The sequence below is a fragment of the Salimicrobium salexigens genome, assembly GCF_900156705.1.
GTDB lineage: Bacteria > Bacillota > Bacilli > Bacillales > Halobacillaceae > Salimicrobium > Salimicrobium album.
In genome coordinates, this window is record NZ_FTOK01000001.1 from 166,523 (window position 1) to 192,597 (window position 26,075).

General features: G+C 45.6%; 24 protein-coding genes. 20 read left to right on the top strand and 4 right to left on the bottom strand.

Features of this window, described 5'->3' with window-relative positions; genetic code table 11:
* The first annotated feature begins 240 nt into the window (after positions 1-240).
* Positions 241-1,341: an N-acetylmuramoyl-L-alanine amidase family protein gene (locus BW931_RS00900; RefSeq protein ID WP_076569200.1), complete on the top strand. Its 1,101-nt coding sequence runs from the start codon at positions 241-243 to the stop codon at positions 1,339-1,341.
* A 70-nt stretch (positions 1,342-1,411) separates the two neighbouring features.
* Here the strand turns inward: BW931_RS00900 and BW931_RS00905 are convergent, their stop codons facing one another.
* Positions 1,412-3,466 (bottom strand): catalase, encoded by a 2,055-nt coding sequence (locus tag BW931_RS00905; RefSeq protein ID WP_040609349.1) that lies wholly within the window; start codon positions 3,464-3,466, stop codon positions 1,412-1,414.
* A gap of 227 nt (positions 3,467-3,693) precedes the next feature.
* Between BW931_RS00905 and BW931_RS00910 the strand changes: the two genes are divergently transcribed.
* The 11 genes from BW931_RS00910 to menA all read left to right on the top strand — a co-directional run bounded on the left by BW931_RS00910 (position 3,694) and on the right by menA (position 13,959).
* Positions 3,694-4,629 carry an ornithine cyclodeaminase family protein gene (locus BW931_RS00910; protein WP_076569202.1) on the top strand — a complete coding sequence of 312 codons (936 nt, stop codon included), beginning with the start codon at positions 3,694-3,696 and terminating at the stop codon, positions 4,627-4,629.
* A 14-nt stretch (positions 4,630-4,643) separates the two neighbouring features.
* A complete protein-coding gene (locus BW931_RS00915; protein ID WP_076569204.1) occupies positions 4,644-4,859 on the top strand; it encodes a hypothetical protein in 216 nt (71 codons plus the stop codon).
* Between the two features lie 31 nt (positions 4,860-4,890).
* Positions 4,891-6,318 (top strand): sodium:solute symporter family protein, encoded by a 1,428-nt coding sequence (locus BW931_RS00920; RefSeq protein WP_234972547.1) that lies wholly within the window; start codon positions 4,891-4,893, stop codon positions 6,316-6,318.
* Positions 6,319-6,330: 12 nt separating this feature from the next.
* Positions 6,331-6,900, top strand: a complete 570-nt coding sequence (locus BW931_RS00925) for a hypothetical protein (RefSeq protein ID WP_076569208.1) — start codon at positions 6,331-6,333, stop codon at positions 6,898-6,900.
* Between the two features lie 242 nt (positions 6,901-7,142).
* Positions 7,143-7,850, top strand: a complete 708-nt coding sequence (locus BW931_RS00930) for an ABC transporter ATP-binding protein (protein ID WP_076569210.1) — start codon at positions 7,143-7,145, stop codon at positions 7,848-7,850.
* Positions 7,847-8,860, top strand: coding sequence for an ABC transporter permease (locus tag BW931_RS00935; RefSeq protein WP_008590006.1), 1,014 nt, complete (start codon positions 7,847-7,849; stop codon positions 8,858-8,860). Before BW931_RS00930 ends, BW931_RS00935 begins: the two co-directional genes overlap by 4 nt.
* 144 nt (positions 8,861-9,004) lie before the next feature.
* Positions 9,005-9,850, top strand: a complete 846-nt coding sequence (locus BW931_RS00940) for an ABC transporter ATP-binding protein (protein WP_093105379.1) — start codon at positions 9,005-9,007, stop codon at positions 9,848-9,850.
* Positions 9,801-10,745, top strand: a complete 945-nt coding sequence (locus BW931_RS00945; RefSeq protein ID WP_076569212.1) for an iron-hydroxamate ABC transporter substrate-binding protein — start codon at positions 9,801-9,803, stop codon at positions 10,743-10,745. Before BW931_RS00940 ends, BW931_RS00945 begins: the two co-directional genes overlap by 50 nt.
* A 118-nt stretch (positions 10,746-10,863) precedes the next feature.
* Positions 10,864-11,847 (top strand): FecCD family ABC transporter permease, encoded by a 984-nt coding sequence (locus BW931_RS00950; RefSeq protein WP_076569214.1) that lies wholly within the window; start codon positions 10,864-10,866, stop codon positions 11,845-11,847.
* Positions 11,844-12,851 carry a FecCD family ABC transporter permease gene (locus tag BW931_RS00955; protein ID WP_076569216.1) on the top strand — a complete coding sequence of 336 codons (1,008 nt, stop codon included), beginning with the start codon at positions 11,844-11,846 and terminating at the stop codon, positions 12,849-12,851. The genes BW931_RS00950 and BW931_RS00955 overlap by 4 nt, the downstream gene beginning before the upstream one ends.
* A 175-nt stretch (positions 12,852-13,026) precedes the next feature.
* Positions 13,027-13,959, top strand: a complete 933-nt coding sequence (gene menA / locus BW931_RS00960; protein ID WP_076569218.1) for a 1,4-dihydroxy-2-naphthoate octaprenyltransferase — start codon at positions 13,027-13,029, stop codon at positions 13,957-13,959.
* Between the two features lie 179 nt (positions 13,960-14,138).
* Here the strand turns inward: menA and BW931_RS00965 are convergent, their stop codons facing one another.
* Together BW931_RS00965 and BW931_RS00970 are read right to left on the bottom strand one after the other, a co-directional pair.
* A complete protein-coding gene (locus BW931_RS00965) occupies positions 14,139-15,854 on the bottom strand; it encodes a pyruvate oxidase (protein WP_076569220.1) in 1,716 nt (571 codons plus the stop codon).
* An 89-nt stretch (positions 15,855-15,943) separates the two neighbouring features.
* The gene (locus BW931_RS00970; protein ID WP_008589990.1) at positions 15,944-16,126 is read right to left on the bottom strand and encodes a YjzC family protein; all 183 of its coding nucleotides are present in this window, start codon (positions 16,124-16,126) and stop codon (positions 15,944-15,946) included.
* 204 nt (positions 16,127-16,330) lie between these two features.
* On the opposite strand from BW931_RS00970, the gene BW931_RS00975 reads away from it, so the two are divergent.
* The 7 genes from BW931_RS00975 to BW931_RS01005 all read left to right on the top strand — a co-directional run bounded on the left by BW931_RS00975 (position 16,331) and on the right by BW931_RS01005 (position 23,748).
* Positions 16,331-16,657 (top strand): four-helix bundle copper-binding protein, encoded by a 327-nt coding sequence (locus tag BW931_RS00975; RefSeq protein WP_076569222.1) that lies wholly within the window; start codon positions 16,331-16,333, stop codon positions 16,655-16,657.
* 157 nt (positions 16,658-16,814) lie between these two features.
* Positions 16,815-17,057 carry an SHOCT domain-containing protein gene (locus BW931_RS00980; RefSeq protein WP_076569224.1) on the top strand — a complete coding sequence of 81 codons (243 nt, stop codon included), beginning with the start codon at positions 16,815-16,817 and terminating at the stop codon, positions 17,055-17,057.
* Positions 17,058-17,133: 76 nt separating this feature from the next.
* Positions 17,134-19,149, top strand: a complete 2,016-nt coding sequence (locus tag BW931_RS00985; protein WP_076569626.1) for a heavy metal translocating P-type ATPase — start codon at positions 17,134-17,136, stop codon at positions 19,147-19,149.
* 129 nt (positions 19,150-19,278) lie between these two features.
* Positions 19,279-20,235, top strand: a complete 957-nt coding sequence (locus BW931_RS00990) for a F510_1955 family glycosylhydrolase (protein WP_084193818.1) — start codon at positions 19,279-19,281, stop codon at positions 20,233-20,235.
* Between the two features lie 111 nt (positions 20,236-20,346).
* Entirely contained in the window at positions 20,347-21,696 is a 1,350-nt protein-coding gene (locus BW931_RS00995) for a sensor histidine kinase (protein WP_159435653.1), read from the top strand.
* On the top strand, positions 21,689-22,354 hold the full coding sequence (locus BW931_RS01000; protein WP_076569228.1) for a response regulator transcription factor: 666 nt from the start codon (positions 21,689-21,691) through the stop codon (positions 22,352-22,354). The genes BW931_RS00995 and BW931_RS01000 overlap by 8 nt, the downstream gene beginning before the upstream one ends.
* Positions 22,355-22,530: 176 nt before the next feature.
* A complete protein-coding gene (locus BW931_RS01005) occupies positions 22,531-23,748 on the top strand; it encodes a hypothetical protein (protein WP_076569230.1) in 1,218 nt (405 codons plus the stop codon).
* A gap of 459 nt (positions 23,749-24,207) precedes the next feature.
* On the opposite strand, the gene BW931_RS13600 is transcribed toward BW931_RS01005, so the two are convergent.
* On the bottom strand, positions 24,208-24,354 hold the full coding sequence (locus BW931_RS13600) for a hypothetical protein (protein WP_176765382.1): 147 nt from the start codon (positions 24,352-24,354) through the stop codon (positions 24,208-24,210).
* Between the two features lie 361 nt (positions 24,355-24,715).
* On the opposite strand from BW931_RS13600, the gene BW931_RS01010 reads away from it, so the two are divergent.
* Complete coding sequence (locus tag BW931_RS01010) at positions 24,716-26,041, top strand: MATE family efflux transporter (protein WP_076569231.1); 1,326 nt, start codon at positions 24,716-24,718, stop codon at positions 26,039-26,041.
* Positions 26,042-26,075 lie beyond the last annotated feature (34 nt).

Consider the following 26,075-nt stretch of genomic DNA (forward strand, 5'->3'; position numbering starts at 1 on the left):
TGATTTTCTGTAGAACAACACGGAGACTGCTGCGGGCCGTGCCCGCAGGATGCGAAGTGTTGTTCTTTTTTATTTATACGTCGAACCCCCTCCTGGAACCGGACAGCATCGTCCGACTTCCTGGGGGGATAATTTTTGTCATGGACTTTTGTTATACCTGTATTTAAGACCAGATTCTGAATTAATCCATTCGCTGGGTGTTCGTTTTATGGAAAAGTGTTATAATGATAACTGCCGGCCTTGGCCCGGCAAACAAAAGGAGGGATAGTCATTATTAAACAGATTACCGCTCTATTACTTACTTTTTTATTTATTTTTACAGGAACTTTTGCAGTAGCGGCAGACAGTCACTCCACGAAGCAGGTGGACGCTTCCTCTCTGTACTTGAGGGAAGCGCCGGGGAGCGAGTCCGAAGTGCTGGGAGCGCTCTCTCGGGGTACGGAAGTAACAGTGCAGGAAGAGAAATACGGCTGGGCGAATGTTGATTATAATGGACAAAGTGGCTGGGTAGCGGGTCATTATCTTGTATCAGCAGGAAATTCCGCTTCCTCCGGACAGACAGCTTCAGGAGACATAATCGTCCAGGCTGATACCGTTTACCTTCGACAAGGGCCGGGCACAGAGACTCCAATCGTCGGGTTCGCCGGACAGGGGGACACGTATCAGAAATTAGAAGAACAAAATGGCTGGGTAAAAGTTCAACTTGGTAACGGCTCTGAGGCGTGGATTGCAGGATTTTTGACAAGTTCCGGCAGGGCCACTGCTGTTAAAGCGTCCCATTCCGCTTCCCCCTCTGAAGATGTTTCTTCTTTAAAGAATTCCACGATCGTTGTAGATGCCGGCCACGGTGGGTACGAACCCGGAGCGATAGGCAGAGATGGAACGCTTGAGAAAAATTTAACCCTTCAGACCGCACAGACGGTGGCAGGGGCACTCAGGTATGCCGGAGCGGAGGTAATTATGACACGAACCTCCGACCGATACGTTTCGCTTTTCGAACGCACCGGATCTTCCGCCCGTCACAATGCAGACGCTTTCGTAAGTCTTCACTACAATTCTCACAAATACGAAAGTGCAAGAGGGATAAGCTCTTATTACTACGGGTCTCCGTCTCTCGCTGCCTCCATACAGAACCGTCTCACAGCACGCACAAGTTATCAGGATGATGGCACACTTCATGGAATTTTCCAGGTGCTTCGTGGTAACAAGGCTCCTGCTGCATTGCTGGAACTCGGCTATATTTCCAATGGTTACGAACTGGATCTTGCAAAGACGAGGGACCACCAGAATCAGGTAGCTCAGGCAGTAACAGAAGGATTGCGCAATTATTTATCAAAATAACATCAGGACTTACATAACAGATTTTGAAGACATACGAAACCCCGGATTCTCTGAATCCGGGGTTTTTGATTTATACTAATTCGCGATCAAAGAAACGGTGTGCGGCTACGGCTTTAATGAAGTCTTCTCCAAAGGACTCGAGATCATCTGAAGTGATGACTCCCGGCTGTCCGCTCATGCCCGCTTCTTCGAGCCAGTCTTTACCGTCGTGAGTCGCTCCGACAGGCTTGAAGTGCATGTAAGCTTCTTTCGTGAAGTACTTCGCCTTCATTTTGTAAGATTCACTGAGGTCAGGGCCGCCTACAACGTACACAGCATCGAAAAGTACGGAATCTCCGGTAAGGAATGTATGATCCGCCTCTACCGTGTACCCATTATCAGCTTTGATTTTACCGAGTTTGGTACTGAATATTTCAGCATCCGCACCGGCTTTATCGATACCGTCAAGGACTCCCTGAACTTCTTCACCGTTGAAGCCTTCTGCAAGCAGCACGGCAATTTTACGGGTTTCAGGTGACTGTACCGTATTCGCCATGCTCAGAGCCGGAGAAGTTTTTGTTATATTTTCCGCCTGATTTTGTGGTGCTGCCAGTCCGAGATTATCTGCTACGTAGGAAGCAAGATCTCCGCTTATATTGGAAAGCATATCCACAACCTGTTCGCGGACGGCTGTCTGCTGACATTTACCAAGTTCAAAGCTTATAGCATCTTTAATATGACCTTTCTCGTGTTCACTCATACTGTTCCAGAACATGATGGCCTGAGAGAAGTGGTCTTTGAAGCTTTCGCTCCGTGCGCGTACTTTCTCACCTTCCACTTTTTCCTGATAATGTTCGAATCCGCCTTCCTCCGGAGGAACAGTACGCGGATGGTTATCCGCCAACGAGTTATTGTGGTAACTCGACTGACCGCGGTTAATCGTCATTCGGTGCATACCGTCGCGCTGGTTGTTATGGAAAGGGCAGACGGGTCGGTTGATCGGAATTTCGTGGAAATTGGGCCCTCCGAGACGTGTCAGCTGAGTGTCTGTATAAGAGAACAGACGTCCCTGTAACAGCGGGTCATTGGAAAAGTCGATTCCAGGTACGACGTGGCCCGGGTGGAAAGCGACCTGTTCGTTCTCGGCAAACACGTTGTCCACGTTCCGGTTCAGCGTCAGCTTACCTACCCGTTTGACCGGAACTTCTTCTTCGGGCCACACTTTCGTAGGATCCAGAACATCAAAATCGAAAGAATGCTCATCTCCTTCATCGATTATCTGAAGTCCCAGTTCGAATTCGACGAAATCTCCATTTTCAATTGCTTCGTAAAGATCGGCACGATGGAAATCCGGGTTTTTACCATTCACTTTTTGTGCCTCGTCCCATACGAGGGAGTGTACGCCGAGTTTCGGCTTCCAGTGGAACTTCACCAGATGACCTTTTCCTTCTTTATTTACCAGTCGGAAAGTGTTTACACCGAAACCTTCCATCATCCGGAAGCTTCTCGGAATGGACCGGGGACTCATCGCCCACAAAATCATGTGTGCCGATTCCTGGTTATTCGCAATGAAATCCCAGAATGTGTCATGGGCACTTGCTGCCTGAGGGATGCCGTTATGCGGTTCGGGTTTTAGCGCGTGGACGAGATCCGGAAATTTAATGGCGTCCTGAATGAAAAATACCGGTATGTTGTTACCTACAAGGTCAAAGTTGCCTTCTTCTGTATAGAACTTTGTTGCAAACCCACGCACGTCACGTGCCAGTTCTGCTGACCCTTTAGAGCCTGCAACCGTGGAGAAGCGGGTGAAGGTAGGGGTCTTTTTGCTTGTATCCGTCAAAAAATCAGCAGTTGTGTATTGTTCCAGAGACTCATAGAGCTCAAACTCTCCGTGGGCGGAATAGCCTCTGGCATGTACGGCTCTTTCCGGAATACGTTCATGGTCAAAGTGCGTTATTTTTTCTCTGAAATGGAAATCCTCCATTAAAGTAGGCCCGCGTTCTCCCGCTTTCAGGGAAAATTCGTCTTCAGAGAGTTTCGTTCCATGGTTCGTGGTCATCTCTTTATCGCGATCATCAGCTGTAAAACGTTCCAGTTGTTCCTGTTTTCTGCTTTTTTTATCGCTCACACGAATCCTCCTTATCATTATGTCTTCCTAGGGAATGTACCCACGCTCCATCCAGATGAAACTCTTTTTACATTAATTGTGAGATTACAAAGTATACAATTTGAGAGGTGCTTGAAAGTATGAAGCAGGGAAAAATACATACGAATTTTTCAATTATAACTATGAAGAAAAAACTATAGGAAAGTGCTTTCATTATTTTGAATAGTCTGTTATTATTTTTAAAAACCGTTGCCTGGAGTGATTATGTGAAAGTAGTAACAGCAGAAGAAATTCAGAACAACTTCTCCATGAAAGAAACGATGGATGTTATTGAAGAGTTTTATGTACATAATAAAGAAGAATTTACAGCTCCGGAACGGATGCATGTAGAAGACGGTGGCAACACGGCACTTCTTATGCCGGCTTTTCACGGAGAATATTATGCCGCCAAATTGGCGGGGATAGCCCCCGGGAACAAAAAATACGGCAAAGATACACTGCATGGAATAATGGTTCTCCATGACAGGTATACTATGGAGCCTCTTTTCCTATGTGATGCCATAGCGGTTACAGCGCTTCGAACAGGAGCTCTCGGTGGTCTTGGTGTAAAGTACCTGGCAAAAGAAGAGGCTTCTGTACTGGGCATTATAGGAACGGGGACCCAGGGATGGAGCCATTTACATTCAGCACTTGCAGCGCGTGATATTAAAGAGGTACATATATTCAACCGGACAAAAGATAAAGCAAATTCTTTTAAAGAACGGGCTGAACAGGTTTTTCCGGAGGTAAAATTCAACGTAAGTGCTCTGGGAGAACTGGTCGTTCAGTCAGATATAGTTATAACTACAACAACTTCACTGGAACCTGTGTTGCCTGAGTTGTCGAAAGATCAGTGGAAGGGAAAGCTTGTTGTCGGAGTGGGATCTTTTCGTCCGGTAATGCAGGAATTGTCCGATCAGGTTTTGAAAGAGGCAGAGGAGATACACGTCGATTCAAAAAGTGCTTTTCATGAATCAGGAGACATGATTAGAGCTGAGAATATCGGAATCGATTTTGAAAACGTTAAAGATCTCGACGAAATCATCTCGGAAAAATATCACCCTGAGGAAAGAGAGGAGAAGCTGATTGTTTTCAAGTCGGTTGGGGCTTCCATATTCGATTTGATAACGGCCCGTTCCATTTATGAGAAGTATTACAAATAACAGGGAGGGTTTTTATGAGGGATTTGACGAAACAGAAATGGAAAGATCCCGGTATTGTTATGGTGATTCTGTTAAGCCTTATTTCACTAGTGGTTTGGATATGGTGGCCGGCTGACACGCACATAGGCGGCCTTTCTCTTGCCGGATGGTTAATGTTCGCCTGTTTTTTCATCTGGCTTACTTTGACAATCAGTTACGTTATATGGATGGAGAGAATCGAAAAGAAATAAATCAGCCGGGGAGTGAAAAAACGTGCAGGTAATGGAAACAGTTATACTCGCAATTTATTTACTGTTTATGACAGGAATCGGAATATTTTTTACAAAACGCGCCCACTCCTCCGAAGGGGACTACTGGACGGCAGGAGGGAAAATAAATAGCTTCGTCGGCTCCTTCGCTTTCTTCGCCGCTGTAGCGAGTTCAAGCTCTTTGATGGGTGCGGTAGGCTCGGGTGTGGCTCTTGGAGTCCCCTTTCTTCTCGCTTATGGTTTTGGAGCAGTTGCTATTCCTTCTTTTGCCATGTTTCTAATATCTGGACAGATCAGGAGAGCAGGAGTGAAAACGTTACCCGAATTCTTCAAGCGCAGATTTGGAAAATCGGTACAGATCACATCCGCTATACTGGTAGTGCTCAGCATGACTTTTTATATGATTCCACAACTTACTGCTTCAGGTTTAATCGGATCTTATGTGCTGGGAATTGATTATGTAACCGCAGTGATAATACTTGGGTTAGGATTTACGTTATACGCAGCTCTTGGAGGTATGTGGGCGATTACATATACGGACTTGATTCAAGGAGCCGTAATGGTGATAGGAATGTTCATTCTGGCAGTAATTATTTTAGTAGACCACGGGGGAATGGGAGCTTTATTTCAAGATGCGCTTGCAGTGGATGCACAATTTGGTTCTATTACCCAGCCATGGATGTCATATTTCGGTTTGTTTATAGCATTTCTATGGTTTGGTGTAGTTTCTCCTTCAGCCGTTATGAGAAATTTTGCAGCACGTGACGCAAAAACGGCACGACGCTCCGCTCTTGGTGCATGCTTGTTATACGTAACGGTGTTCATTTTTGGGTTTGTAATAGCTTCAGCAGGAGCAAGCCTCGGTATTGCAGATACTCTTAATAATCAGGATATGATTTTTATTTCAGTGATTGAACATTACATGCCTGCCCTGCTTGCAGGTATTATGCTTGCAGGACTCCTTGCAGCTATTATGTCCTCTGCGGATGCGATGCTCCTGGCAGTATCAGCAGGGATAGCTCATGATATCTATAAAGAACATATCAACAAAGATGCTTCCGAGAAAAAAGTTACTCGCCTCGGATTGATAGTAATGCTTCTGGCCAGTATAGTAGGAATAATATTCGCCATAGATCCTCCTCAATTGATAGCTGTAATGGTCGGATGGGTGAGTGGCGCTATGCTTTCAGCTTTTGGATTTCCACTCGTTCTCGGATTATGGTGGAAACGAACAAATGTCCAAGGAGCATTGGCAGGAATGATCGGTGGAACTGTAGCATTTATAATTATGGCACTTCTGCCGTTTGCCCTGGTCTCTGAACACCTCGTGTCTGCACCTGTTTCCGCTGTGCTTACTATTGGAGTCAGTCTACTGACCGCTCCTCCTGCTGAAGCTGTCCAGCAGGAAGTGGATCGTTATCACACAAACATTGACGGGTAGGCAGGTGAGAAGATGAAAGCTGTTAAAGTTTTAGGCGAGGATACTATTGAAGAAAACGAAATAGCCGGGTGGGTGTACAAAAATTTAAAACCTGTGTTGAAAATGAATCGTTCTTTAAATACGGAAACAGTACAAAAAGGGATAAAACAACTGGAGAAGCTGTATTATCCCTTGTGGGCGATAAAAATTTTGGTCATCGCCGAACGGAAACCATTTCCGCCTAAAATTACGCCGAACATGATTTTTGTAGACGGAATCTCAGGTTATAGAGGTGTATTCACAAGTATACCTCCGACAGGTGAGAAAAACGCCCAGGAAGCATCGGTGCTTTCTCCTGTACTGTATGAGAAAGAAGTTAAAACTAAGTACGTGAAAGATGTGCAGGAGAAGCAGATAAACAGGAAGTACGTACTGAAAAAACCGAAATATCAAATGGAAGATATAGAACTTTTGTACCTACCCATATGGAAAACAAAGGTGGAGACAAGCTTCTTTTCGGATACATTCTATATCAATGGAAATACAGGGGAATCGGAAGATCTGCTTATGAAGCTGGCGGAATCTAAGGAATGGCTCATTTAGCGGATTTCCATTGGTAAGAAGGGCTTGTTTTACGTATCCAGCTTGGTAGAAAAAGGAAGAGCCTGAAGCTGTAAACAATGATAAAGAGATTATAACTTTTAAAAACGGAACTCTCGTGTCTGGAGAGTTCCGTTTTTAAAGTTTAATATTAATCTTTCTCAAAGAAGAAAAATTAAATAGTTTTGTATAAATAGAGTTTTATTCTTTGAAAGAAGTTAAAATAAAGGAAGGGGGGTATCGAAATGATTGAACTGAATGGAATAACACATAAATTCGGAAAAGAAAAAGTGCTGGAGGATGTCGACATATTCATCGATCGCGGGGAAATATTCGGATTACTGGGCCCCTCAGGATCCGGAAAGACGACACTCGTGCGCATTATGACGGGATTGATCATCCCTCAGGAGGGGGAAGTGAAGCTGAGGAACCAGCGAATGCCGAAACGTTCGCTTATGAAACGGTACGGTTATATGGCTCAGGAAAATGCTCTTTATTACGAACTGACCGCCTGGGAAAATCTTGATTTCTTTTCTTCCTTCTATCTCAGAAAACAAAAAAAAGAAAGAATGAAATATGTACTTCGTATTACCGGACTACTGGAATACAGAAACCGTTCCGTCGGCTCTTTTTCCGGGGGGATGCGACGAAGGTTATCCCTGGCGATAGCGATGGTTCACGATCCGGAAATTCTGATACTGGATGAGCCGACCACGGGACTTGACCCTGTAGTACGCCGCAGCATCTGGAAGGAATTTTACCGGTTGAAAGAACAGGGGACGACTATTCTGATCACTACTCACTCGATGGAAGAAGCCGAGAAATGTGACCGGCTGGCAATGCTGCGTGGGGGGAAAGTAATAGCTGCCGGAAGCCCGGATGCATGGAAGAGAGAATATCATACCCAGACTCTCGAGGATGTATTCCTTCATTTCGGAGGTGAGGAAGCTTGAACATTCTTATTGTAGCCAAAAGGATTTTACGCCAATTCCTGAGAGATAAGCGGAGTGTGGCCCTGATGGTAGTGGCGCCTGGACTTATATTATCCCTCTTATGGCTTGTACTCGATAATGACAGCCGGACGGCTGAAGTGGCTGTGGTGGAAGCACCGGAACAAATCTACGAACAGCTGGCTTCCGGAAAAATGGAAGTATCAATCCTCGACGAAAAGACAGCACAAAAACAGCTGAATGATGCGGAGATCGATGCTTTACTTAAGTGGGATGAAAATAGACCTCTGTTAATTCTTGAAGGTTCGGACCCGACAGACCATCAAATGATACGTACCTCTATTCAGGAGGCGATGGGAGTAGATAGAAAAGAAGCAGTGAGTATTCAATATTGGCATGGTTCAGAGGACATGAATTTCTTTGATTACACCGGTCCTGTACTTATCGGATTCTTTATATTCTTCTTTGTATTTCTCGTAGGGGGAGTTTCTTTTCTCCGGGAACGGACCCAGGGTACTCTCGAAAGGGTCCTGGCCACGCCAATCCAAAGGTACGAGCTGGTGGGAGGATATTTGCTCGGGTTTGGATTATTTACGCTCCTGCAATCTGTTCTGATTGTTCTCTATTCAGTATATGTGCTGGATATGTACATGGTCGGTGAGATGTGGATGGTATTGTTTATTACGATGCTTCTTGCCCTTACTGCTCTCAGTCTCGGTACTTTGTTGTCCACATATGCGAAAAATGAATTTCAGATGATCCAGTTCATACCCCTTGTTATCGTACCTCAGCTATTTTTCTCGGGACTTTTCCCGATAGAAGGATTAAGCAGCTGGGTGCAGGTGCTCGGCAAATTGATGCCTCTTACCTATGGTGCGGAAGCTCTGCGTGGGATCATGCTCAGAAATGAAAATCTCGGTGATCTTCAATGGCAGGTCTTTATGCTCCTTATGTTCTTCGCTATTTTCACACTCTTGAATGTCAAAGCCTTAAGGCGCCACCGTAATCTTTGATGGCGTCTTTTTTACGAAAACATATTCGGAACAGGAAGAAAAGGAAATGAAATATATTTCAGGTTTATTGACTTTATCGACCTGAAGTATTATCATTATCGTTGATAATCATTCTCATCGCTTCATCGAAAGGAGTGCCTGGCTGTGGGCCATATGCACATTAATAACCTGGACGCAGGTTATAGCGACGTTAATATAATCGAGGATATGAACGTAGATATTCCGAGTGGTCAGATTACTACAATTATAGGGGGAAACGGCTGCGGGAAATCGACTCTTTTGAAGACCATCGCCCGGATTCTTCCTGCTAAAGGGGGAGCGATAACCCTCGATGGTAAAAATATCAGTAAATACCCGACCCGGGAACTGGCAAAGCGAATGGCCATTTTGCCGCAGTCTCCCGAAGGGGCTCCGGGGCTTACGGTAGGAGAACTGGTCTCTTACGGAAGGTTTCCCCACCAGAAGGGATTCGGAAAGCTTTCGAAGAAAGACCATGAAGTTATTGACTGGTCCCTCGAGATGACAGGTGTGCTCGCTTACAAGTATGACGGCATAGACAACTTGTCGGGAGGTCAGCGTCAGCGAGTGTGGATAGCGATGGCTCTGGCTCAGGAAACGGAGACGATTCTGCTGGATGAACCGACGACGTATCTCGATATGGCGCACCAGCTCGAAGTACTCGAGCTTCTGGAACGGCTTAACAGGGAGGAAGGGCGGACAATCGTAATGGTTCTGCATGATATAAACCAGGCCGCCCGCTTTGCGGATAATATCATCGCACTGAAAGACGGAAAAGTTGTTAAGTCAGGGAATGCTCATTTTGTCATCCAGGCTGAAACGCTCCGGGACGTATTCAACATTGAAGCAGATGTCGTGCCGGAACCCAGAACAGGAAAGCCGATTTGCTTTACTTACAATTTATCCAGAGGAGAGAATACCATTGAAAAAAATAATACTGATGCTTCTGTTGATGGCGCTCGTCGCGCTTAGTGCCTGCAGTTCAGGAGAAAATAAGGAAAGCTCCGGGGAGAAAGAGCAGGGGGGAGAATCGTCTTCCGAAAGTTCTTCCATGCGTACGTATGAAAACGAAAATGGAGAGGAAGTAAAAGTTCCTGAGAATCCTGAACGTATCGTCGTACTTTCCACTTATGCAGGGAATGTTCTGAAATTGGATGGAAACGTAGTCGGAGTCGATTCATGGTCAAAAATGAATCCGAACTTCGAAGGTCAGCTTGAAGGTGTGGAAGAAGTATCCGCCGATAACCTCGAAAAAATTATCGAACTCGACCCGGATCTGATTGTAGGGCTTGCGAGCACTGAAAACGTAAGCCAGCTGAAGGAAATTGCTCCGACCGTTACATATACTTATGGAGAACTCGGTTATCTGGAGCAGCACGTGGAAATCGGAAAACTCCTGGGCAAAGAGAAGGAAGCTCGGAAATGGGTGGATGAATTCAAGGCTGAGGCCAAAGAGACCGGTGAAAAGATCAAAGAAAAAATAGGAGAAGACGCTACGGTGACCGTCATCGAGAATTTTGAAAAGGAATTGTACGTATTCGGTGATAATTGGGCCCGCGGTACAGAAATTCTCTATCAGGAAATGGGACTTAAAATGCCTGAAAAAGTAAAAGAAATGGCAATGGAACCGGGATTTTACGCTATCTCCCCCGAAGTGCTGCCTGAATATGCTGGTGACTATATTATTTTCAGTAAAAATTCCGATAATGAAACTTCGTTTGAACAGACGGAAACTTATCAGTCGATACCGGCTGTTAAGAACGGTAACGTTTATGAAGCGGATGCGAAAAAATTCTACTTTAATGACGCTATTTCTCTGGAATATCAACTCGATTTCTTCAAAGAGAAATTTCTTGGAGAGAAATAAAGGATTTCCCGTGCAATAGTTCGGACTTTGGAACAGATGATCGGGCCGGGTCATCTGTTCTTTAGTCTTTGAATTACCGGGTAACAAGTAGAACTAATACAGAAAAGTTGGGACAAATATGCGAATTGTGACGTGGATTTCAAGCGTCGTCTTGATGCTCATATCTTTTTTTATAGCGATGACCTTTGGCGCTGCTGACTCCGGTTTAAAAGAAGCTTGGCTTTCAATAACAGGATCTTCTTTAGAGGGTACGGCGCTGATTCTCAGAGAAATCCGTCTGCCTCGGGAAGTGGCCGCTATGCTTGTCGGTGCGGCACTCTCCGTGTCAGGGGCTATCATGCAGGGGCTGACCAGAAACCCTCTTGCCGACCCGGGGCTGCTCGGTTTAACTGCAGGAGCAAACGCAGCTCTTGCTTTTACCTATGCTTTCTTCCCGGATGCAAATTATCTGGGAATCACTTTCGGTTCTTTTATTGGGGCAGGTGTCGGTATGGCTCTCGTCTTCGGTGTGGGTACTATGAATAAAGGCGGGTTCTCCCCCTTCAGAATTGTTCTGGCCGGAGCGGCGATTTCTGCATTTCTATTCGGAATAGCCGAAGGGGTAAGCCTGATGTTCAAGATATCCAAAGATGTCTCCATGTGGACGGCCGGAGGACTGTCCGGAACGAGCTGGGGACAGGTGCAGATTCTTGCTCCCATTGTACTGCTGGGAATTTTCGTCGCTATGTTTTTTGCGAAACATTTAACGATTATGAGTCTGAATGAGGAACTTGCTATCGGCCTCGGTCAAAGAGTAACAAGAGTCAAATGGGCATTGTTTGTCATTATAGTACTTCTTGCAGGAGCAGCAGTAGCTCTTGTAGGAAATATGGCATTTCTCGGTCTTATGATTCCTCACATTGTCCGCCCGCTCATCGGGCACGATTACCGGAACGTGCTTCCGGCCTCCGCCATAATCGGAGCCGGTTTTATGCTGATTGCCGATACGCTCGCCCGTACGGTGAATGCTCCCTATGAAACGCCGGTCGCAGCAATCGTTTCCTTCATAGGCCTGCCCTTTTTCTTATTTATTGTACAAAGAAAGGGGCAGAGTTTCACATGATCCATCCATCCGTACTGCGCAAATTCAAAATTTACCTGACAGTTTTCAGTGCGCTGATCATCATTACAGCACTGCTCGGCATGGCTCTCGGCTATTCCTCGGTACCGTTTGCAAGGCTTCCTTCCGTAATAGCCGGCGAAGGTACTTTCAAAGAGAATTTCGTTTTCTTTCAAGTACGGCTGCCACGAATAATCGTTACGGTGCTTGCTGGTATGGCGCTTGCTCTGTCCGGTGCCATTTTACAGTCCCTGTCCAGAAATGATCTGGCAGATCCCGGTATTATCGGTATTAATGCAGGGGCCGGAGCGGCAGTAGCTCTGTTCTTTCTGTTTGCTCCACTTGAACCGGGCAGCTTCATTTACCTGTTACCGGCAGTGGCATTTCTGGGGGCGCTTGCGACAGCGGTTGCCATTTATCTGTTTTCGTTCGACAGACGGGCAGGATTCCAGCCGATTCGACTGATTCTGGTCGGTGTCGGGTTCTCCATGGCACTCTCGGGACTGATGATTATTCTGATATCATCAGCGGAAAGAGAAAAAGTTAACTTCATTTCCCAATGGCTTGCCGGAGATATATGGGGAGCGGACTGGCCCTTTATATTGGCACTGCTCCCATGGCTTCTGCTTTTAATACCCTTTACTTTTTATAAAGCGAACAGAATGAATATACTGAACCTCTCGGAGCCTGTGAGTATTGAACTGGGTCTCCCGCTCGGAAAAGAGAGATTCTCGATGCTTATGGCAGCAGTAGCTCTGGCCGCTTCCGCAGTTTCTGTAACGGGAGGTATATCTTTTATAGGCCTGATGGCCCCTCACCTGGCAAAAACTCTCATTGGTCCGAGAACACAACTGTATATGCCTCTGACTCTTCTGCTTGGAGGCTGGCTCCTGCTCACGGCAGACACAATCGGGCGGAACGTTCTTGAACCGGACGGTCTTCCGGCCGGGGTCATGACGGCTCTGATCGGAGCTCCATACTTTATATACCTTCTTACAAGAAAATAGGAAGGACGTTTGAATAAGTACAGGGAAGCCTCGAAGAAAATTTGGAAAGCCCGATCGATGTCGGTAAAGTCGGTCGGGTTTTTGCATTTTGAAGATGGAATTAATTTACTCAACTGGAACTTTCCGTTTTCTCTTCATGCCAATTAGGGTAATGAAAGAGAAAGGAGGGGCAACTATGAGTGAATACGAGTACCAGGCTTTACGGTCTGGACAGGACAATTACATATACAAAGGTACGTGGCTGCAATTGAGCAGACCCCTGACATGGAGCGGTACAATAGCGCCGGTGCTGGCAGGGAGCATTTTGGCAGCCGGGGATGGAGCATTTCGAGTGGACATTATGCTGGCGCTTCTAACAGCCACTCTTCTTATTCAAATAAGTGCCAATATGCTGAATGATTATTTTGATTTCAAAGGAGGTCAGGACAGGGAACGCTGGAGGGAAGCAACAGGTAAGGGGAAAGAAGGTCCTGCACACTCCCGGATACCGGTAGTGGTCAGTATCCTGCTGGCGGTATCCGTAGCGATCGGTTTATGGCTCGCCTTTTCCGTAGGCTGGTGGGTAATAATCGTAGGTACAGCCGGTATCACTGCAGCGATTTTTTATTCTGCCGGCAACAGGTCTCTTGCGTCTCTAGGATTTGGAGAATGCACCGCTTTTCTTTTCCTCGGAGTAGCTACGACTCTCCTGGGATACGCTGTTCAGACAGGAAGCATAAACTATGCTGCTACAGCTACGGCAGTAATTTTCGGTCTGCTGATCAGTATGATGATTCTGACTAACAACGTGCGTGATATCAAAAAGGACGAACAGCACAGGAGGACGATTGCAGTCAGATTAGGGAAGAAAAGAGTGACGAGAACGCTTTCGATTCTGGCCGTTCTCCCTTACGTTGTATTGTTGTGGATGGCAATTTCGAATGCTGCGACTCCATTTATTCTGCTCGCTCTCCCGGCCGTTTTTCTGGCTTTTAAGCTACCCCGGGCATTCGGGCGTAGTGGGACGAGGGAGAAAGAAATAGCAGTGATGAAGCAGGCGGCCCTCCACCACTGGAGTTTCGGATTTTTGTTTATAGCCGGATTACTCGTAGGGATAGTTGTACATTGAGTGGAGAAGAGCCGAAGAAAAATATAAATAGACACAAACACCGAAGGATTTGAAATCCGGTATTTGTGTCTATTTTTTAATAAATGAATAAGCTCGAAGGAAAGAGAGCAAAAAAGATTCGTTTTTCCAGTAGATCTATTTTTAAATTAAACAACGATTCTGGCCGTTTTTTTTACGTGTCAAAACATTCTTTTTACAGCCTTTTTCATGTCGGGAAGGTCCATCGTTCCGGTCTCGAAGAAGTTCTTGATGATATATTGAGAGTAATTCACGGCCGAAGCGTAATCAATATGACCCGGGAGCGGTGCCATATCCTCAATACAAACATCTATGACTGCAGGCTTGTCGGAGATGAACGCCTGCTGCATTTTCGTCTCCATCTCTTCGAATGTTTCAATACGATATCCTTCCCCTCCGCAGCTTTCTGCAAATTTAGCAAAGTTCATGGAACCGAGGTCCGTCTCTGCGTTCAGGTGTCCCATTTGCTGCTGTTCGTATTTGATCATACCAATTTTCTCATTGTTCAACACAATTACTTTTATCGGAAGCTGATACTTCACGGCTGTAACGAAATCCTGCATAGCCATGGAGAAACCTCCGTCTCCACAAATAGCGAGTACCTGCTTATCGGGGTGTGTGATCTGTGAAGCAATAGCTCCCGGGAGGCCGGCTCCCATAGTTGCCAACTGACCGGACACCAGGAATTTCTGATCGATAAACGGCAGAAAACGGGAGGTCCATACGGTGACGTTACCTACATCCGTTGAAACCACCGCTCCCGGTTTCATGTTCTTTTCTATCTGGTACATTACCTGAGGAGCCTGAATAGGAGTTTTCTCTTCGCGTTTCTCTTTTTGCAGGGCGATACGCCACTCATTCATCCTCTCCTGTTGTTTCTTCAGATAGGCGGTATCTTTCGTGCCGGTCAGAGAAGACGTCAGTTTATGAAGCGTGTCTTTAGCATCACCGGCCAGTCCTGCGGTAACGGGATAATACTTTCCGATATTTTCAGGCTTATTGTCTATCTGAATACCGGGCACGCCTTCTGGAAGAAACTCCGGATAAGGGAACTGGGTACCGATGAGAATGAGAAGATCCGTTTCTTTCATGGCGTGGTAGGCGGGTTTCGTACCTATTTGTCCATGGTGTCCTAAACAGTAGGGATGATTATCCGGGATAAGCCCTTTGCCGTGTAAACTTAGTATAATAGGTGAAGAAACTTTTTCAGCAAAAGAAAGAAGCTCTTCCTGAGCGCCCCTCGCTCCTTTACCAGCCAGAATAACGGGTTTTTCTGCCTGTTCTATAAGTTTCCTGGCTTTATTCATATCTTCCTGAACCGGAGCCATGTTAGGCCGGAAATAACCTGGAGCGGTAAGATGTCCTTCCTCTTTCTGTTTTTCGGCAAATAGATCGTCGGGAACAATTAAAACGGAGACCCCTTTCTCTGTATAAGCAGTGCGGATAGCCCGGTTCAGCAGGTCGGGAATTTGTTCTGCGGACTCAGCACGTTTATTGAATACGGCTACGTCTTCAAACATACGTTCCAAATTGATTTCCTGAAAAGCATCTGTCCCTACAGAGGTGCTGGTCACCTGTCCCACAATGGCAAGAACCGGAGCGTGGTCCCCCCTTGCATCATAAAGTCCGTTCAGCAAATGAATGGCTCCAGGACCAGTAATAGAAAGGCAGACGCCCAGATTGCCAGTCAGTTTCGCTTCTGCCGAAGCGGCAAGTGATCCGGTTTCTTCATGTCTTACCTGTATAAACCCGAGCTCATCTTCCTTTCTTATATCATCAATCAACTCATTAATAGAGTCCCCAGGAAGTCCGTAAATATGTTTCACTCCCCAGTCCAGAAGCTGGCGGGTCATTATTTCTCCTGTCCTTTTACTCATCTAATCTCTCCTTTTCGTCTTCTGTAACTGTTCATTCCCTGAAGAAAGGTTTATAAACGAAGAACCCCCTGCGCTGAGGGGGGGTTACTTTATGAGGCTTTCACCCAATAGGCGGCTTCCTGTTCGGAAGGCGCCGGGGGAAATGTGTCCCCGAGGGCCATTTCGACCATGGCATTGTCTTCACAAACATAACCATTTACCAGCCCGTCGATTTTATAAGTGCCGGGCAGTGGTGCTTTTTCTCCGGTTTTGTACCGTGTTTCCTTACTCATATCTTTCTATTACCTCCTTAAAATTTCCTTTGTTTTCAAATTTCCTTACCCGGAGAAGTTAAAACTTCAACAAGTAAAATGTAATGGAAATGAAATAAAATAAAAAATATTCAATCTTCACAATTTCTGCACAAAGTAAAGTTATAAAAGTTCATAGAGCCTCTCCATAAGTGCTCTGAATTAAATTTAAAGGAGGAATAACGAATGGCTGAAAAGCATTACGAAAACGCAATGAAAGCTCTTCATGAGTGTATGGAAGCCTGTAACTACTGTTTCGATTCCTGTCTGAAGGAAGACGACGTGAAGATGATGGCGGGGTGCATCCGTCTGGATCGCGAATGTGCAGACATGTGTGGATATCTCGAAGCAGCTATCTCAAGAAATTCACCTTATATTTCCGAACTTGCTTCCGTATGTGCGAAAATATGTGATGATTGTGCAGAAGAATGTGCAAAACACGATCACGATCATTGTCAGAAATGCGCTGAGGCTTGTCGTAAGTGCGCGGAAGAATGCCGTAAAATTGCCTGAACAAAATATATATCAGAAAAAGATCGGTCCCTGGCCGGTCTTTTTTAGATTAAATGGAAATATTCATAAATTCTGCACAAAAGGCAGGTAAAGTATTAATGGGTAAAGTTATAAATTTCATATGAAAGTCTCTTAAGACAGGAAAGGAGTGTGAAGTATGGGTGGAATGATGAACGGATACGGTATGGGGGGAGGCTTTTTTGGACTCGGGCTGATTTTTCTGCTTTTGATTATAGCTGTAATTCTTATTGTGGTCTGGATGGTAAGGCCTTCCGGGAGGAGAAGCGACGATGATCAGACCTCCGGACGTAATCATGAGGACATATTAAAATCCCGGCTGGCCCGGGGAGAAATCTCCGAGGAAGAGTATGACAGGTTGAAGAAGAAACTGGACGAGTAGTGTCTCTGAGAAAAATAGTTACCAAAAATTCGCACGGAAAGGGGAGAGAGGATTGACTGCACATAACCACGATTCCATGAATGAAGAGCATAAGCATTATGAACATGACAGCGGTGGGGAAGAGCATAGTCACGATCACTCCGGACATGACCACGGAGCCATGGTGGAAGACTTCAAAAAACGGTTTTACATCTCACTCATTATTACACTGCCTATTTTACTGTTATCACCGATGATCCAGGATTTTCTTGGCTTCAGTATTACATTTCCTTTTGATAAGTACGTGCTGTTCGGACTTGCCACTCTTATTTTCTTCTACGGGGGATGGCCCTTCATAACAGGAGCTATCGATGAGGGAAAGAATAAGAGTCCTGGTATGATGATGCTGATCGGGCTTGCTATCGTTGTAGCATACGTGTACAGTTCCATGGTCGTTTTCGGTTTTGAAGGTCGAAACTTCTTCTGGGAACTGGCTACCCTGATCGACGTCATGCTTCTCGGTCACTGGATCGAGATGAAATCAGTGATGGGAGCTTCGAATGCTCTTGAGGAACTTGTGAAACTGATGCCCGACAAGGCCCATAAAGTAAATGAAGATGGTTCAACGGAAGATATAAAAGTGGGGCAGCTTGAACATGGAGATCATGTCCTGGTAAAACCGGGGGAGAAAGTGCCGGTGGACGGTACGATAATTGAAGGAAAATCAGCCATAGATGAATCGATGCTCACCGGAGAATCCGTCCCTGTCGAAAAAGGTACGGAGGAAGAAGTTATCGGAGGGTCTATCAACAAAGAAGGCAGCCTGACGATTGAAGTGAAAAAACTGGGAGAAGATTCCTACCTGTCACAAGTAATTACACTTGTGGAAGAAGCACAGAATTCAAAATCACGGGCTCAGGATTTTGCGAACCGTGCTGCCAAGTGGCTGTTCTACCTGGCACTCGGTGCGGGGATTGCAACATTTGCAGTCTGGCTGGCACTTGGAAATCCGATAGATATGGCGATAGAACGTATGGTTACTGTAATGGTTATTACCTGCCCGCACGCTCTTGGCCTGGCAGCACCTCTGGTAGTCGCTGTGTCCACTTCCATTTCCGCCAAGCACGGTCTCCTTATAAGAAACCGTACTCAATTTGAAAATGCCAGAAACGTTGATGCTGTTATTTTCGATAAGACGGGTACGTTGACAAGAGGAGAATTCGGTGTTACGGAAGTTATAGCGAATGGTACGGAAGAAGAAGAGGTCCTGTACTGGGCGGCAAGTATTGAACAGAAATCCGAGCATCCTCTCGCCCAGGGGATAGTCGGCGAAGCCGAAAAGCGCGACATCACACTTGAGAACGCAGAGGATTTCGAATCGGTGACCGGACGCGGTCTCAGTGGTCAGGTAAAAGGAAGGAAAGTCCAGGTTATGAGCCCGGGCTATATGAGGGAGTATGGAATTGAATACGATACGAAAGCTTTTGGACGTATGTCGGAAGAAGGAAAGACTGTAGTATTCGTGCTCGTAGATGAAGAATACAAAGGAATGATCGCTCTTGCCGATATGGTACGAGAATCAGCGAAAGATGCCGTGGCGGATCTCAAAGAACAGGGGATACGTTCGGTTATGCTTACCGGAGATAACCGTAAAGTGGCTGACTGGGTGGCCGGACAAATCGGAATAGATGAAGTCCATGCAGAAGTAATGCCGGATCATAAAGCGGAAAAAGTGAAGGAAATTCAGGAAAAAGGATTGAGAGTAGCAATGACCGGTGACGGTATTAATGATGCGCCCGCTCTCGCCACAGCTGACGTGGGTATCGCTATCGGAAGTGGTACCGATGTGGCGGTAGAAACGGCCGATATTGTTCTTGTGAAGAGTGATCCGAAAGATATTGTCTCGATAGTTTCTCTCTCGAAGAATACGTACCGGAAAATGGTGCAGAACTTGTGGTGGGCTGCCGGGTATAACATTTTCGCTATCCCGTTGGCTGCCGGAGTGCTTGCCCCTATAGGTATTTTGCTCAGTCCGGCGATCGGGGCGGTCCTTATGAGTCTGAGTACGGTAGTCGTAGCTGTTAATGCCAAAATGATGAAAGCACCACAATAGAGTCAGGTGGTATATAGAATGGAAAGGTATTCAAGAGAGCCTGGGGAGAGATCCCCAGGCTCCCTGTATAGTGTATGAAGGTAACATAGGTTTTCGAACTATAATCAAAGATGGGAGAAGGGAAAGTTTATGAAAAAAATCACTGCATTTCTGACTGCTTTAGGACTGACATTCATTCTTTCGGCCTGCGGAGGGGAAGAAACGAAAGAAGGGATATCAGAAACGGAAAACAGCAAAAGTGAAAAAGACCAATCAGAGCAGGGGGAGCTAGAAAAATTTGAGGGTACTGTGGAACATGTTCACGGTTTAGGCTACACGGATGTAGACGGTGTGACATTTGCATCCCACGAGGGGTTGAAAATCTACAGGGAAGGACAATGGTGGGAAACTCCCTACCATAAAAACGATTATATGGGATTTAACGCCGTTAAAGGAGGAATGTATGTCTCCGGCCACCCGGGAGAAACATCGGATCTGCCTAATCCTGTCGGTCTTCAAAAAGGAAGAGCCGGGGAAGAAGGCCTTGATAACCTTGGCTTCCAGGGAGAAAGTGACTTTCATCTGCTCGGAGTCGGATATGTGAATGAAGCGGTTTATCTGATGAATGACAGACCGGACGAGGAACTTGACACAGGCTTTTATCGCAGTTTTGATAAAGGAGAGACATTTGAACCGTTTCGAGCTGAAAATCTTCCGGAAGATCTGTTTCAGTTGGCAGTCCATCCTACCCGGGAAAAAGTGGTGGCTGCCGCAGCGAAAACCGGAGTGTTTTTAAGTGAAGATGCGGGGGAGACGTTCAATAGAATTTCTGAAAAAGGTCAGGCTTCCGGTCTTACTTTTACGGAAAACAGCTTATACTTCGGTTTACTGCAGAATGGTGCCGCTTTTAAAAAATACGGACTTGCTTCCGAAGAAATGCAAACGGTACCTTTGCCTGAATTTGGAGAAGATGCAGTACTGTATTCTGCTCTCTCTCCCGGGGAGGATGTTATAGTAATATATACAATGAATGGAAGCAGTTACAGTACGGAAGAAGAAGGGGAGACGTGGAAACAATTTCTTGAAGAAGGGACGGTTACCCGCTAAAAGGACTGTTCCGCGGAACTGCCACAGGAATATGAATAAAGCTGTTTTCGAAGATATACAGGGGTGTGGAGAACTTATATGAGGGGAAAATTATCGGTAAAACTGGGTTTGTTGTTTTTTGTACTGATGCTCGTTATTGAAATAGCTTTGTTCTTCATTCTTTATATTACGATATCAAACCACAGGGTTTCGGAAGTGATGGAAGGGCTCCTCGCCCGCGGGGCCGGTCACAGGGACGTACTCGAAAACAACTACGATTACACTACACTTGAGCACGTCGTACTGATGGAATCGGAAGCCTCTACAGACGTTATCATTACAGATGAAAATGGAAACATCAAAGGTCGTTCCTCAGAGGAAGACGTAGAATTTCAGAGTAGCGTGGTCCGGGATATTGCCCCTGTGAAAGATAATGAAGATCGGATTATAGAGGAAAAATGGGCGGAACTGCCTTATGTAGCTACCGTCTCTCCGATATTTGTAGATGGCGTCCACAAGGGTGAAGTATTTATGTTCTCTCCTTCAGGGACGATCAGAGATACGCTCACTCACCTCTCCGAGCAGTTTTTACTGGTAATGTTGCTGATAGGAGCCGTTACCCTCGTAGTCGTTTTTGCTTTATCCCAGATCATCACCCGACCGCTTATCCGAATGCAGCAGGTGACCGAAAAACTGAGTGCAGGGAAAGCGGATCGTAAACTTGATGAGAGGCACAACGATGAACTCGGCTCGCTTGCTGTGTCTATAAATAGCCTTTCCGAAGACCTTGAACGTCTGAAAAAAGATCGCAATAACTTCCTTTCTTCAATAGCTCACGAATTGAGGACTCCTCTTACTTACATTAAAGGCTATGCCGAAGTGGCTTCGAGAAAAGGCACGAGTAATGAGGAACGGGTAGAGTATCTTGCTATTATAAGGGAAGAGATATACCACTTGACTTCCCTTGTGCAGCAATTGTTTCAACTTGCAAAAATGGAAGAAAATTCGTTCGTTATCGATCCTTCCGTGATAGAACTCACCACCCTCCTCGTGGATGTACGAAGTCAGATGCAGCCTCTTTTTGAAGAAAGGCAAGCCGGGCTCTCTATTTCCGTCCCGGAAGAAGTTTTCGTTTACGGAGACGCTGTGCGATTAAAACAGGTTTTTTACAATCTGCTGAACAATTCTGTTTTTTATGGTTTCGAAAGCCCTCAAGTCGAAATAAACGTCACTGTCATCCGGGGAGAGGTACATATTCTTGTAGCGGATAATGGGCCCGGAGTTCCGGAAGAAACTCTGCCTTATCTGTTTGAAAGACTGTATCGTGTGGAAAAAGCGAGATCTCGGAAATATGGAGGCAGTGGGCTCGGCCTTTCGATCGTGAAGGAAATTATAGAGAAACATGAAGGTACGGTCCAGGCTTTCAATGATAACGGATTATCAATACTTATTAAATTACCGGAGGAAAAAAACTATGGCTAAACTTCTAATGGTTGATGACGAGGAACGGATGCTGAATCTTTTGGAACTGTATCTCCGTCCTCACGGGTACGAGATTACGAAAGTTTCAAGCGGCCAGGAGGCGCTCCGGATGTTGCGGGAGAGGCCATTTGATCTCGTTCTTCTCGATATCATGATGGAAGGGATGGACGGTTTTGAGACGTGTCGGAGGCTCCGGACTTTCAGCGATCTTCCTGTACTTATGCTGACAGCAAAGGATCAGAAAGAAGATGTAGTGAAAGGACTGAAGATAGGAGCAGACGATTACGTTACGAAACCATTCGATGAAGATATACTGGTCGCCCGCATCGAAACGCTTCTTCGGAGGAACACACCGGCTTCCATAGAGATGAATGGTTTAATCTGGAAGGAAGAAAACTACGAGTTATCGTATGGAAAAGAAGCGATCGTGCTTACTCCTAAAGAATTTCAAATAATAGGTCTTCTGCTAAAACGACCTAACCACGTTTATGATCGTAATGATCTTCTGGATCTTGTCTGGGGGGTGGATTCGGATACGGGAGGCCGTACTGTGGATTCTCACATGCGTAATGTAAGGGAAAAGATAAGAAAAGCCGGGTTTCCCGTCGACGATCATCTGAAGACCGTGTGGGGAGTAGGGTATAAATGGATAAAATAATAGAACAACAACCTTTCCTCTGAAGGGATGAGCTGAACGGGAAAGAGCGGTGTTAACGGTTTTTGAAAAAAAAGGAAATTCGCGTTTCCGTTACGTCCACAGCGGGAAAAGATTTCAGAACCGTCCCGGCCGAAAAATGCTACCTGTAATGAACGGAAGGAAAGGAGGGCTGCTATGTGAATCAGGACGGAAAGAAAATAGGGATAGTCACTGCTCCGGGTTATACGAAAAGAATCGGGGAAGGACTGTATTATTCCCTACCCGGACTGCTGAGAGAGTACGTCGATGAAGGAGAGACGTGGGAAGTGGAGTCTCTGGAAAGTCCTTTGACCGGCTATACAGAAGAACCGGAGGAAGTATTGGAAGCCCTCCTGGAGAAGAAGCAGATACACGGCTGGGATATGGCTGTCTGTTTAACGGACCTCCCGCTTTTTCGGGGTAAAAAACTGATAGTGGCCGAAGCGAATTCTGCGAAAAGAGTCGGTCTTCTCAGCCTGCCCGGACTCGGTGCGGCTCCCTTGATTAAACGCATCCGTGAGTCCATTCTGCAGCTTTTGAGTGAAATGCATCACGGTTCTTCTTATGAAGACAGGGATAGAGTTCAGCTGAAAGCCGGTAGAAAAGGCAGAAAAAAAATAAATGCAAGGGAACTCGTGAAAAGACGGGGGATCGACAGATTTTCTCCTATTGTCAGGGAGAATTCGGAATCCGAAAAAGTGTCGGAGGTAAGGTTTACGGTGGATTCGAGACTGCGGGGAGCCCTTCGGCTTATCACCGGAATGGTGAGAGCGAACCGTCCATGGAGGTTATTTGAACAGTTTTTAAAAATACTGGCAGTAGCATTCACGACCGGGGCTTTCGGATTCATCATATTCTCGACTTTGTGGGAGGTAAGTAACCAGTATTCTCTCTGGCGGATGATTATGATTAATATTTTTGCCATTGTTCTCCTCGTGTTCTGGATTATGGCTGCACACAAGCTGTGGGAACGAAAAAGTGACCATTCAAGCGCCTATATTCGAAGGCTTTATAATAGCACGACCATTGTGACTCTGCTGACAGCGGTCAGTTTCTATTATACCCTTCTATTGATCTTCTTTCAGCTGCTCGTTCTCATACTGTTGCCGATCGGTGCTATAAACAGTCAACTGAACTCGGAGATGAATAATATCGGGTATTTCTACATTGCCTGGACCGCTACAAGCATTTCGACAATCATAGGAGCTCTCGGAACAACGATGGAGGACGAAGAGGTTGTGTTGTCAGGTACATATGGAAACCGGCAGCGCCAGCGTTACGAATTGATAAATGAAGCGGAACAGGAGAAAAAAGAGGCTGAAAAAGAGAAAGAGGAAGCAATTCAGGAGAAAAGGGAAGCAAGAAAGAATGGATAACAGGGAGACTTTATTACATTAATAAGGAATTCAATAAAAGATTTTTCTTTTTATTGGCGGCCGTACGTTTTCTTTTTTAAGCAGGGGGAATTTATTAACTATGCCAGCAAGGAAGGGAACGGAGGCTTATGCCCACTAAACGTGTGAAGAAAAGAAAGTGCCGAAAATGCCAAAAAATTTATCCCGCTGCTCATTTTCAGGAAAACAGGGTTACTCATCTATACTGTAATTTTTGCAGACAGTCCTCTTGGAAGGGTTGATTGTCCGTGGAAGGCCCCTGTATAAATCGTATATGTAATACATGGTTATAGCCCCCTGGCACTGCTAAGGGGGCTTTTTAATAGAGAAATATCTTCAGATGGTTTTTTCCAAAAGAAAAAGCCAGTATCGTGGCTCCTGGCCATGACACTGACTGTTCCCGCATTTCTTCAAAGAACCTGTACTTGTAGCTACTGTATTCTATTTTTTGGAATTTTTCTTTTTAGTGAAAAGCTTGCCGCTTCTCTTTTGTTTCACGTCTGTTTTTGGCTGCTCATTGTTTCGAACCGGAGATTTTTTGAAATCTTCATCGAAACCTTCGCGCGCTTTTACATACAGTAGTGTCAACAATTGTCCCTCCTTTAATTAAGTTCCAGGCGAAAGGGGGAACGTCGGCGTCATGACAATCCTAGGGGGGAGAAACATAATGCCGATCAGGACAACTCCCTTTCGTAATTAAAGTTTTCCTCGTGAACCTTCAGCTAAAACATAAAACGCCGATAAAATGGAAGAATGAGGATAAAGATTCACATTTTCGGGACTATAAACCCGCCTTTCAGTAAAGTTGATATACAATGACAGCACCGAAGTTTTTCCCGGTTCATAAGAGTAAGCGTTTCATCGTAAACATACATACAAATCATGGTAAAATGAAATCTTGAAGTCCATATCATCGAATGAAACATAAGTAGTAGAAGGAGGTATACATATGGCAGATTCCCATCCTGCACTAATGAACAAACCGGTTCGGAATGTTTTTTTTCAATATTTCTTCCCTTCTCTTGCCGGCATGATGCTTATGTCAGTAAATATTTTAACTGACGGGATTTTTGTCGGGAACGGAGTAGGAGAGGAAGCTTTGGCCGGAGTAAACCTCTCGATGCCCGTCTTCTCTCTCATATTTTCCATGGCACTCTGGATAGGTATCGGAGGAGGTACATTGTTTTCCGTACATATGGGAAGAGAAGAGAAGAAAGAGGCGAGGAGCGTTTTTTCTCTATCTGTCGTTTCTCTCCTCCTCATTCTCGGTCTCATAGGAAGCGTCGGGTACTTTTTTATCGAGGAAACCGCACGACTACTGGGCGCTAATGAAGATACTCTTTTTCACACGATGGAATATCTGAAAGTCCTTATGCTGTTCGGATGGGTTGTAGCGGTTCATGAAGCTCTAAGTATTTTCGTCCGCAACGATGGGAGCCCGATTCTGTCGATGGTTTCTCTTGGAGTAACCGCAATCGTCAATATTATCCTCAATTACTATATGATTTTTATACTCGGCCTCGGCGTGTTTGGAGCGGCACTGGCCACGGTTCTTGGAAGTGTCGCCGGACTTTTCGTTTTACTTATACACTTTCTGAATAAGAATTCGAATTTGAGTCGATTTGTTTTCGGCTGGTCCTTTGCATCTTTCAAAAAAATATTCAATATAGGGTTTCCGAGTTTTACGGCAGAAGCAGGGATGCTCGTATTCGTAGCGGGTTATAACCTGTCTCTAGTCCAGCTTCTCGGCACGGAAGGAGTAGCCGCTTTTTCCGTAGTGAATTACCTGCACGGATTTATGTTCCTTTCTTTCTTCGGAATTGAAACGGCACTGCAGCCGATGATCAGTTTTTATCACGGAGCCGGAGAAAAAGAAAGAATAAGACAGAGTGTGAAAATCGGGGAGAAAACCTCGGTCGTTCTTGGCGTACTTCTGCTTGGCATCGGAGCGGTTGCAGCTCCGGCACTCGTATCCCTCTTCGGGCTGGAGTCAAATGACGTGAGGGAACTGGCGATCGAAGGGATTCGTCTGTTCTTTTTCGCCTATCTGTTTATCGGTTTCAACTTCGTCTATATGACTTATTATCAGTCGATCGGCAATATCCGCTCTGCCATGATCATTATACTGCTGCGCAGTTTTGTGTTTATAGTGATTCTGCTGTGGGCGCTCCCTGCATTATTTGGAGCTTCTGCGGTATGGCTTTCCCTGCCGCTTGCAGAAATGCTGGTAGCAGCTCTTCTTTTCTTTTTGGCAAGGAAGAATGTTGTCCGTTAAGGCTGCAGGACATTATAAATATAGAGGTCCGGGA

Coding starts and splice junctions, on each gene's coding strand:
- BW931_RS00905 (WP_040609349.1), bottom strand. CDS start 3,466: ATGATAAGGAGGATTCGTGTGAGCGATAAAAAAAGCAGAAAACAGGAA.
- BW931_RS00915 (WP_076569204.1), top strand. CDS start 4,644: ATGAGGGATTTGACGAAACAGAAATGGAAAGATCCCGGTATTGTTATG.
- BW931_RS00920 (WP_234972547.1), top strand. CDS start 4,891: ATGGAAACAGTTATACTCGCAATTTATTTACTGTTTATGACAGGAATC.
- BW931_RS00925 (WP_076569208.1), top strand. CDS start 6,331: ATGAAAGCTGTTAAAGTTTTAGGCGAGGATACTATTGAAGAAAACGAA.
- BW931_RS00930 (WP_076569210.1), top strand. CDS start 7,143: ATGATTGAACTGAATGGAATAACACATAAATTCGGAAAAGAAAAAGTG.
- BW931_RS00950 (WP_076569214.1), top strand. CDS start 10,864: ATGCGAATTGTGACGTGGATTTCAAGCGTCGTCTTGATGCTCATATCT.
- BW931_RS00955 (WP_076569216.1), top strand. CDS start 11,844: ATGATCCATCCATCCGTACTGCGCAAATTCAAAATTTACCTGACAGTT.
- menA (WP_076569218.1), top strand. CDS start 13,027: ATGAGTGAATACGAGTACCAGGCTTTACGGTCTGGACAGGACAATTAC.
- BW931_RS00965 (WP_076569220.1), bottom strand. CDS start 15,854: ATGAGTAAAAGGACAGGAGAAATAATGACCCGCCAGCTTCTGGACTGG.
- BW931_RS00970 (WP_008589990.1), bottom strand. CDS start 16,126: ATGAGTAAGGAAACACGGTACAAAACCGGAGAAAAAGCACCACTGCCC.
- BW931_RS00975 (WP_076569222.1), top strand. CDS start 16,331: ATGGCTGAAAAGCATTACGAAAACGCAATGAAAGCTCTTCATGAGTGT.
- BW931_RS00980 (WP_076569224.1), top strand. CDS start 16,815: ATGGGTGGAATGATGAACGGATACGGTATGGGGGGAGGCTTTTTTGGA.
- BW931_RS00985 (WP_076569626.1), top strand. CDS start 17,134: ATGAATGAAGAGCATAAGCATTATGAACATGACAGCGGTGGGGAAGAG.
- BW931_RS00990 (WP_084193818.1), top strand. CDS start 19,279: ATGAAAAAAATCACTGCATTTCTGACTGCTTTAGGACTGACATTCATT.
- BW931_RS01000 (WP_076569228.1), top strand. CDS start 21,689: ATGGCTAAACTTCTAATGGTTGATGACGAGGAACGGATGCTGAATCTT.
- BW931_RS01010 (WP_076569231.1), top strand. CDS start 24,716: ATGGCAGATTCCCATCCTGCACTAATGAACAAACCGGTTCGGAATGTT.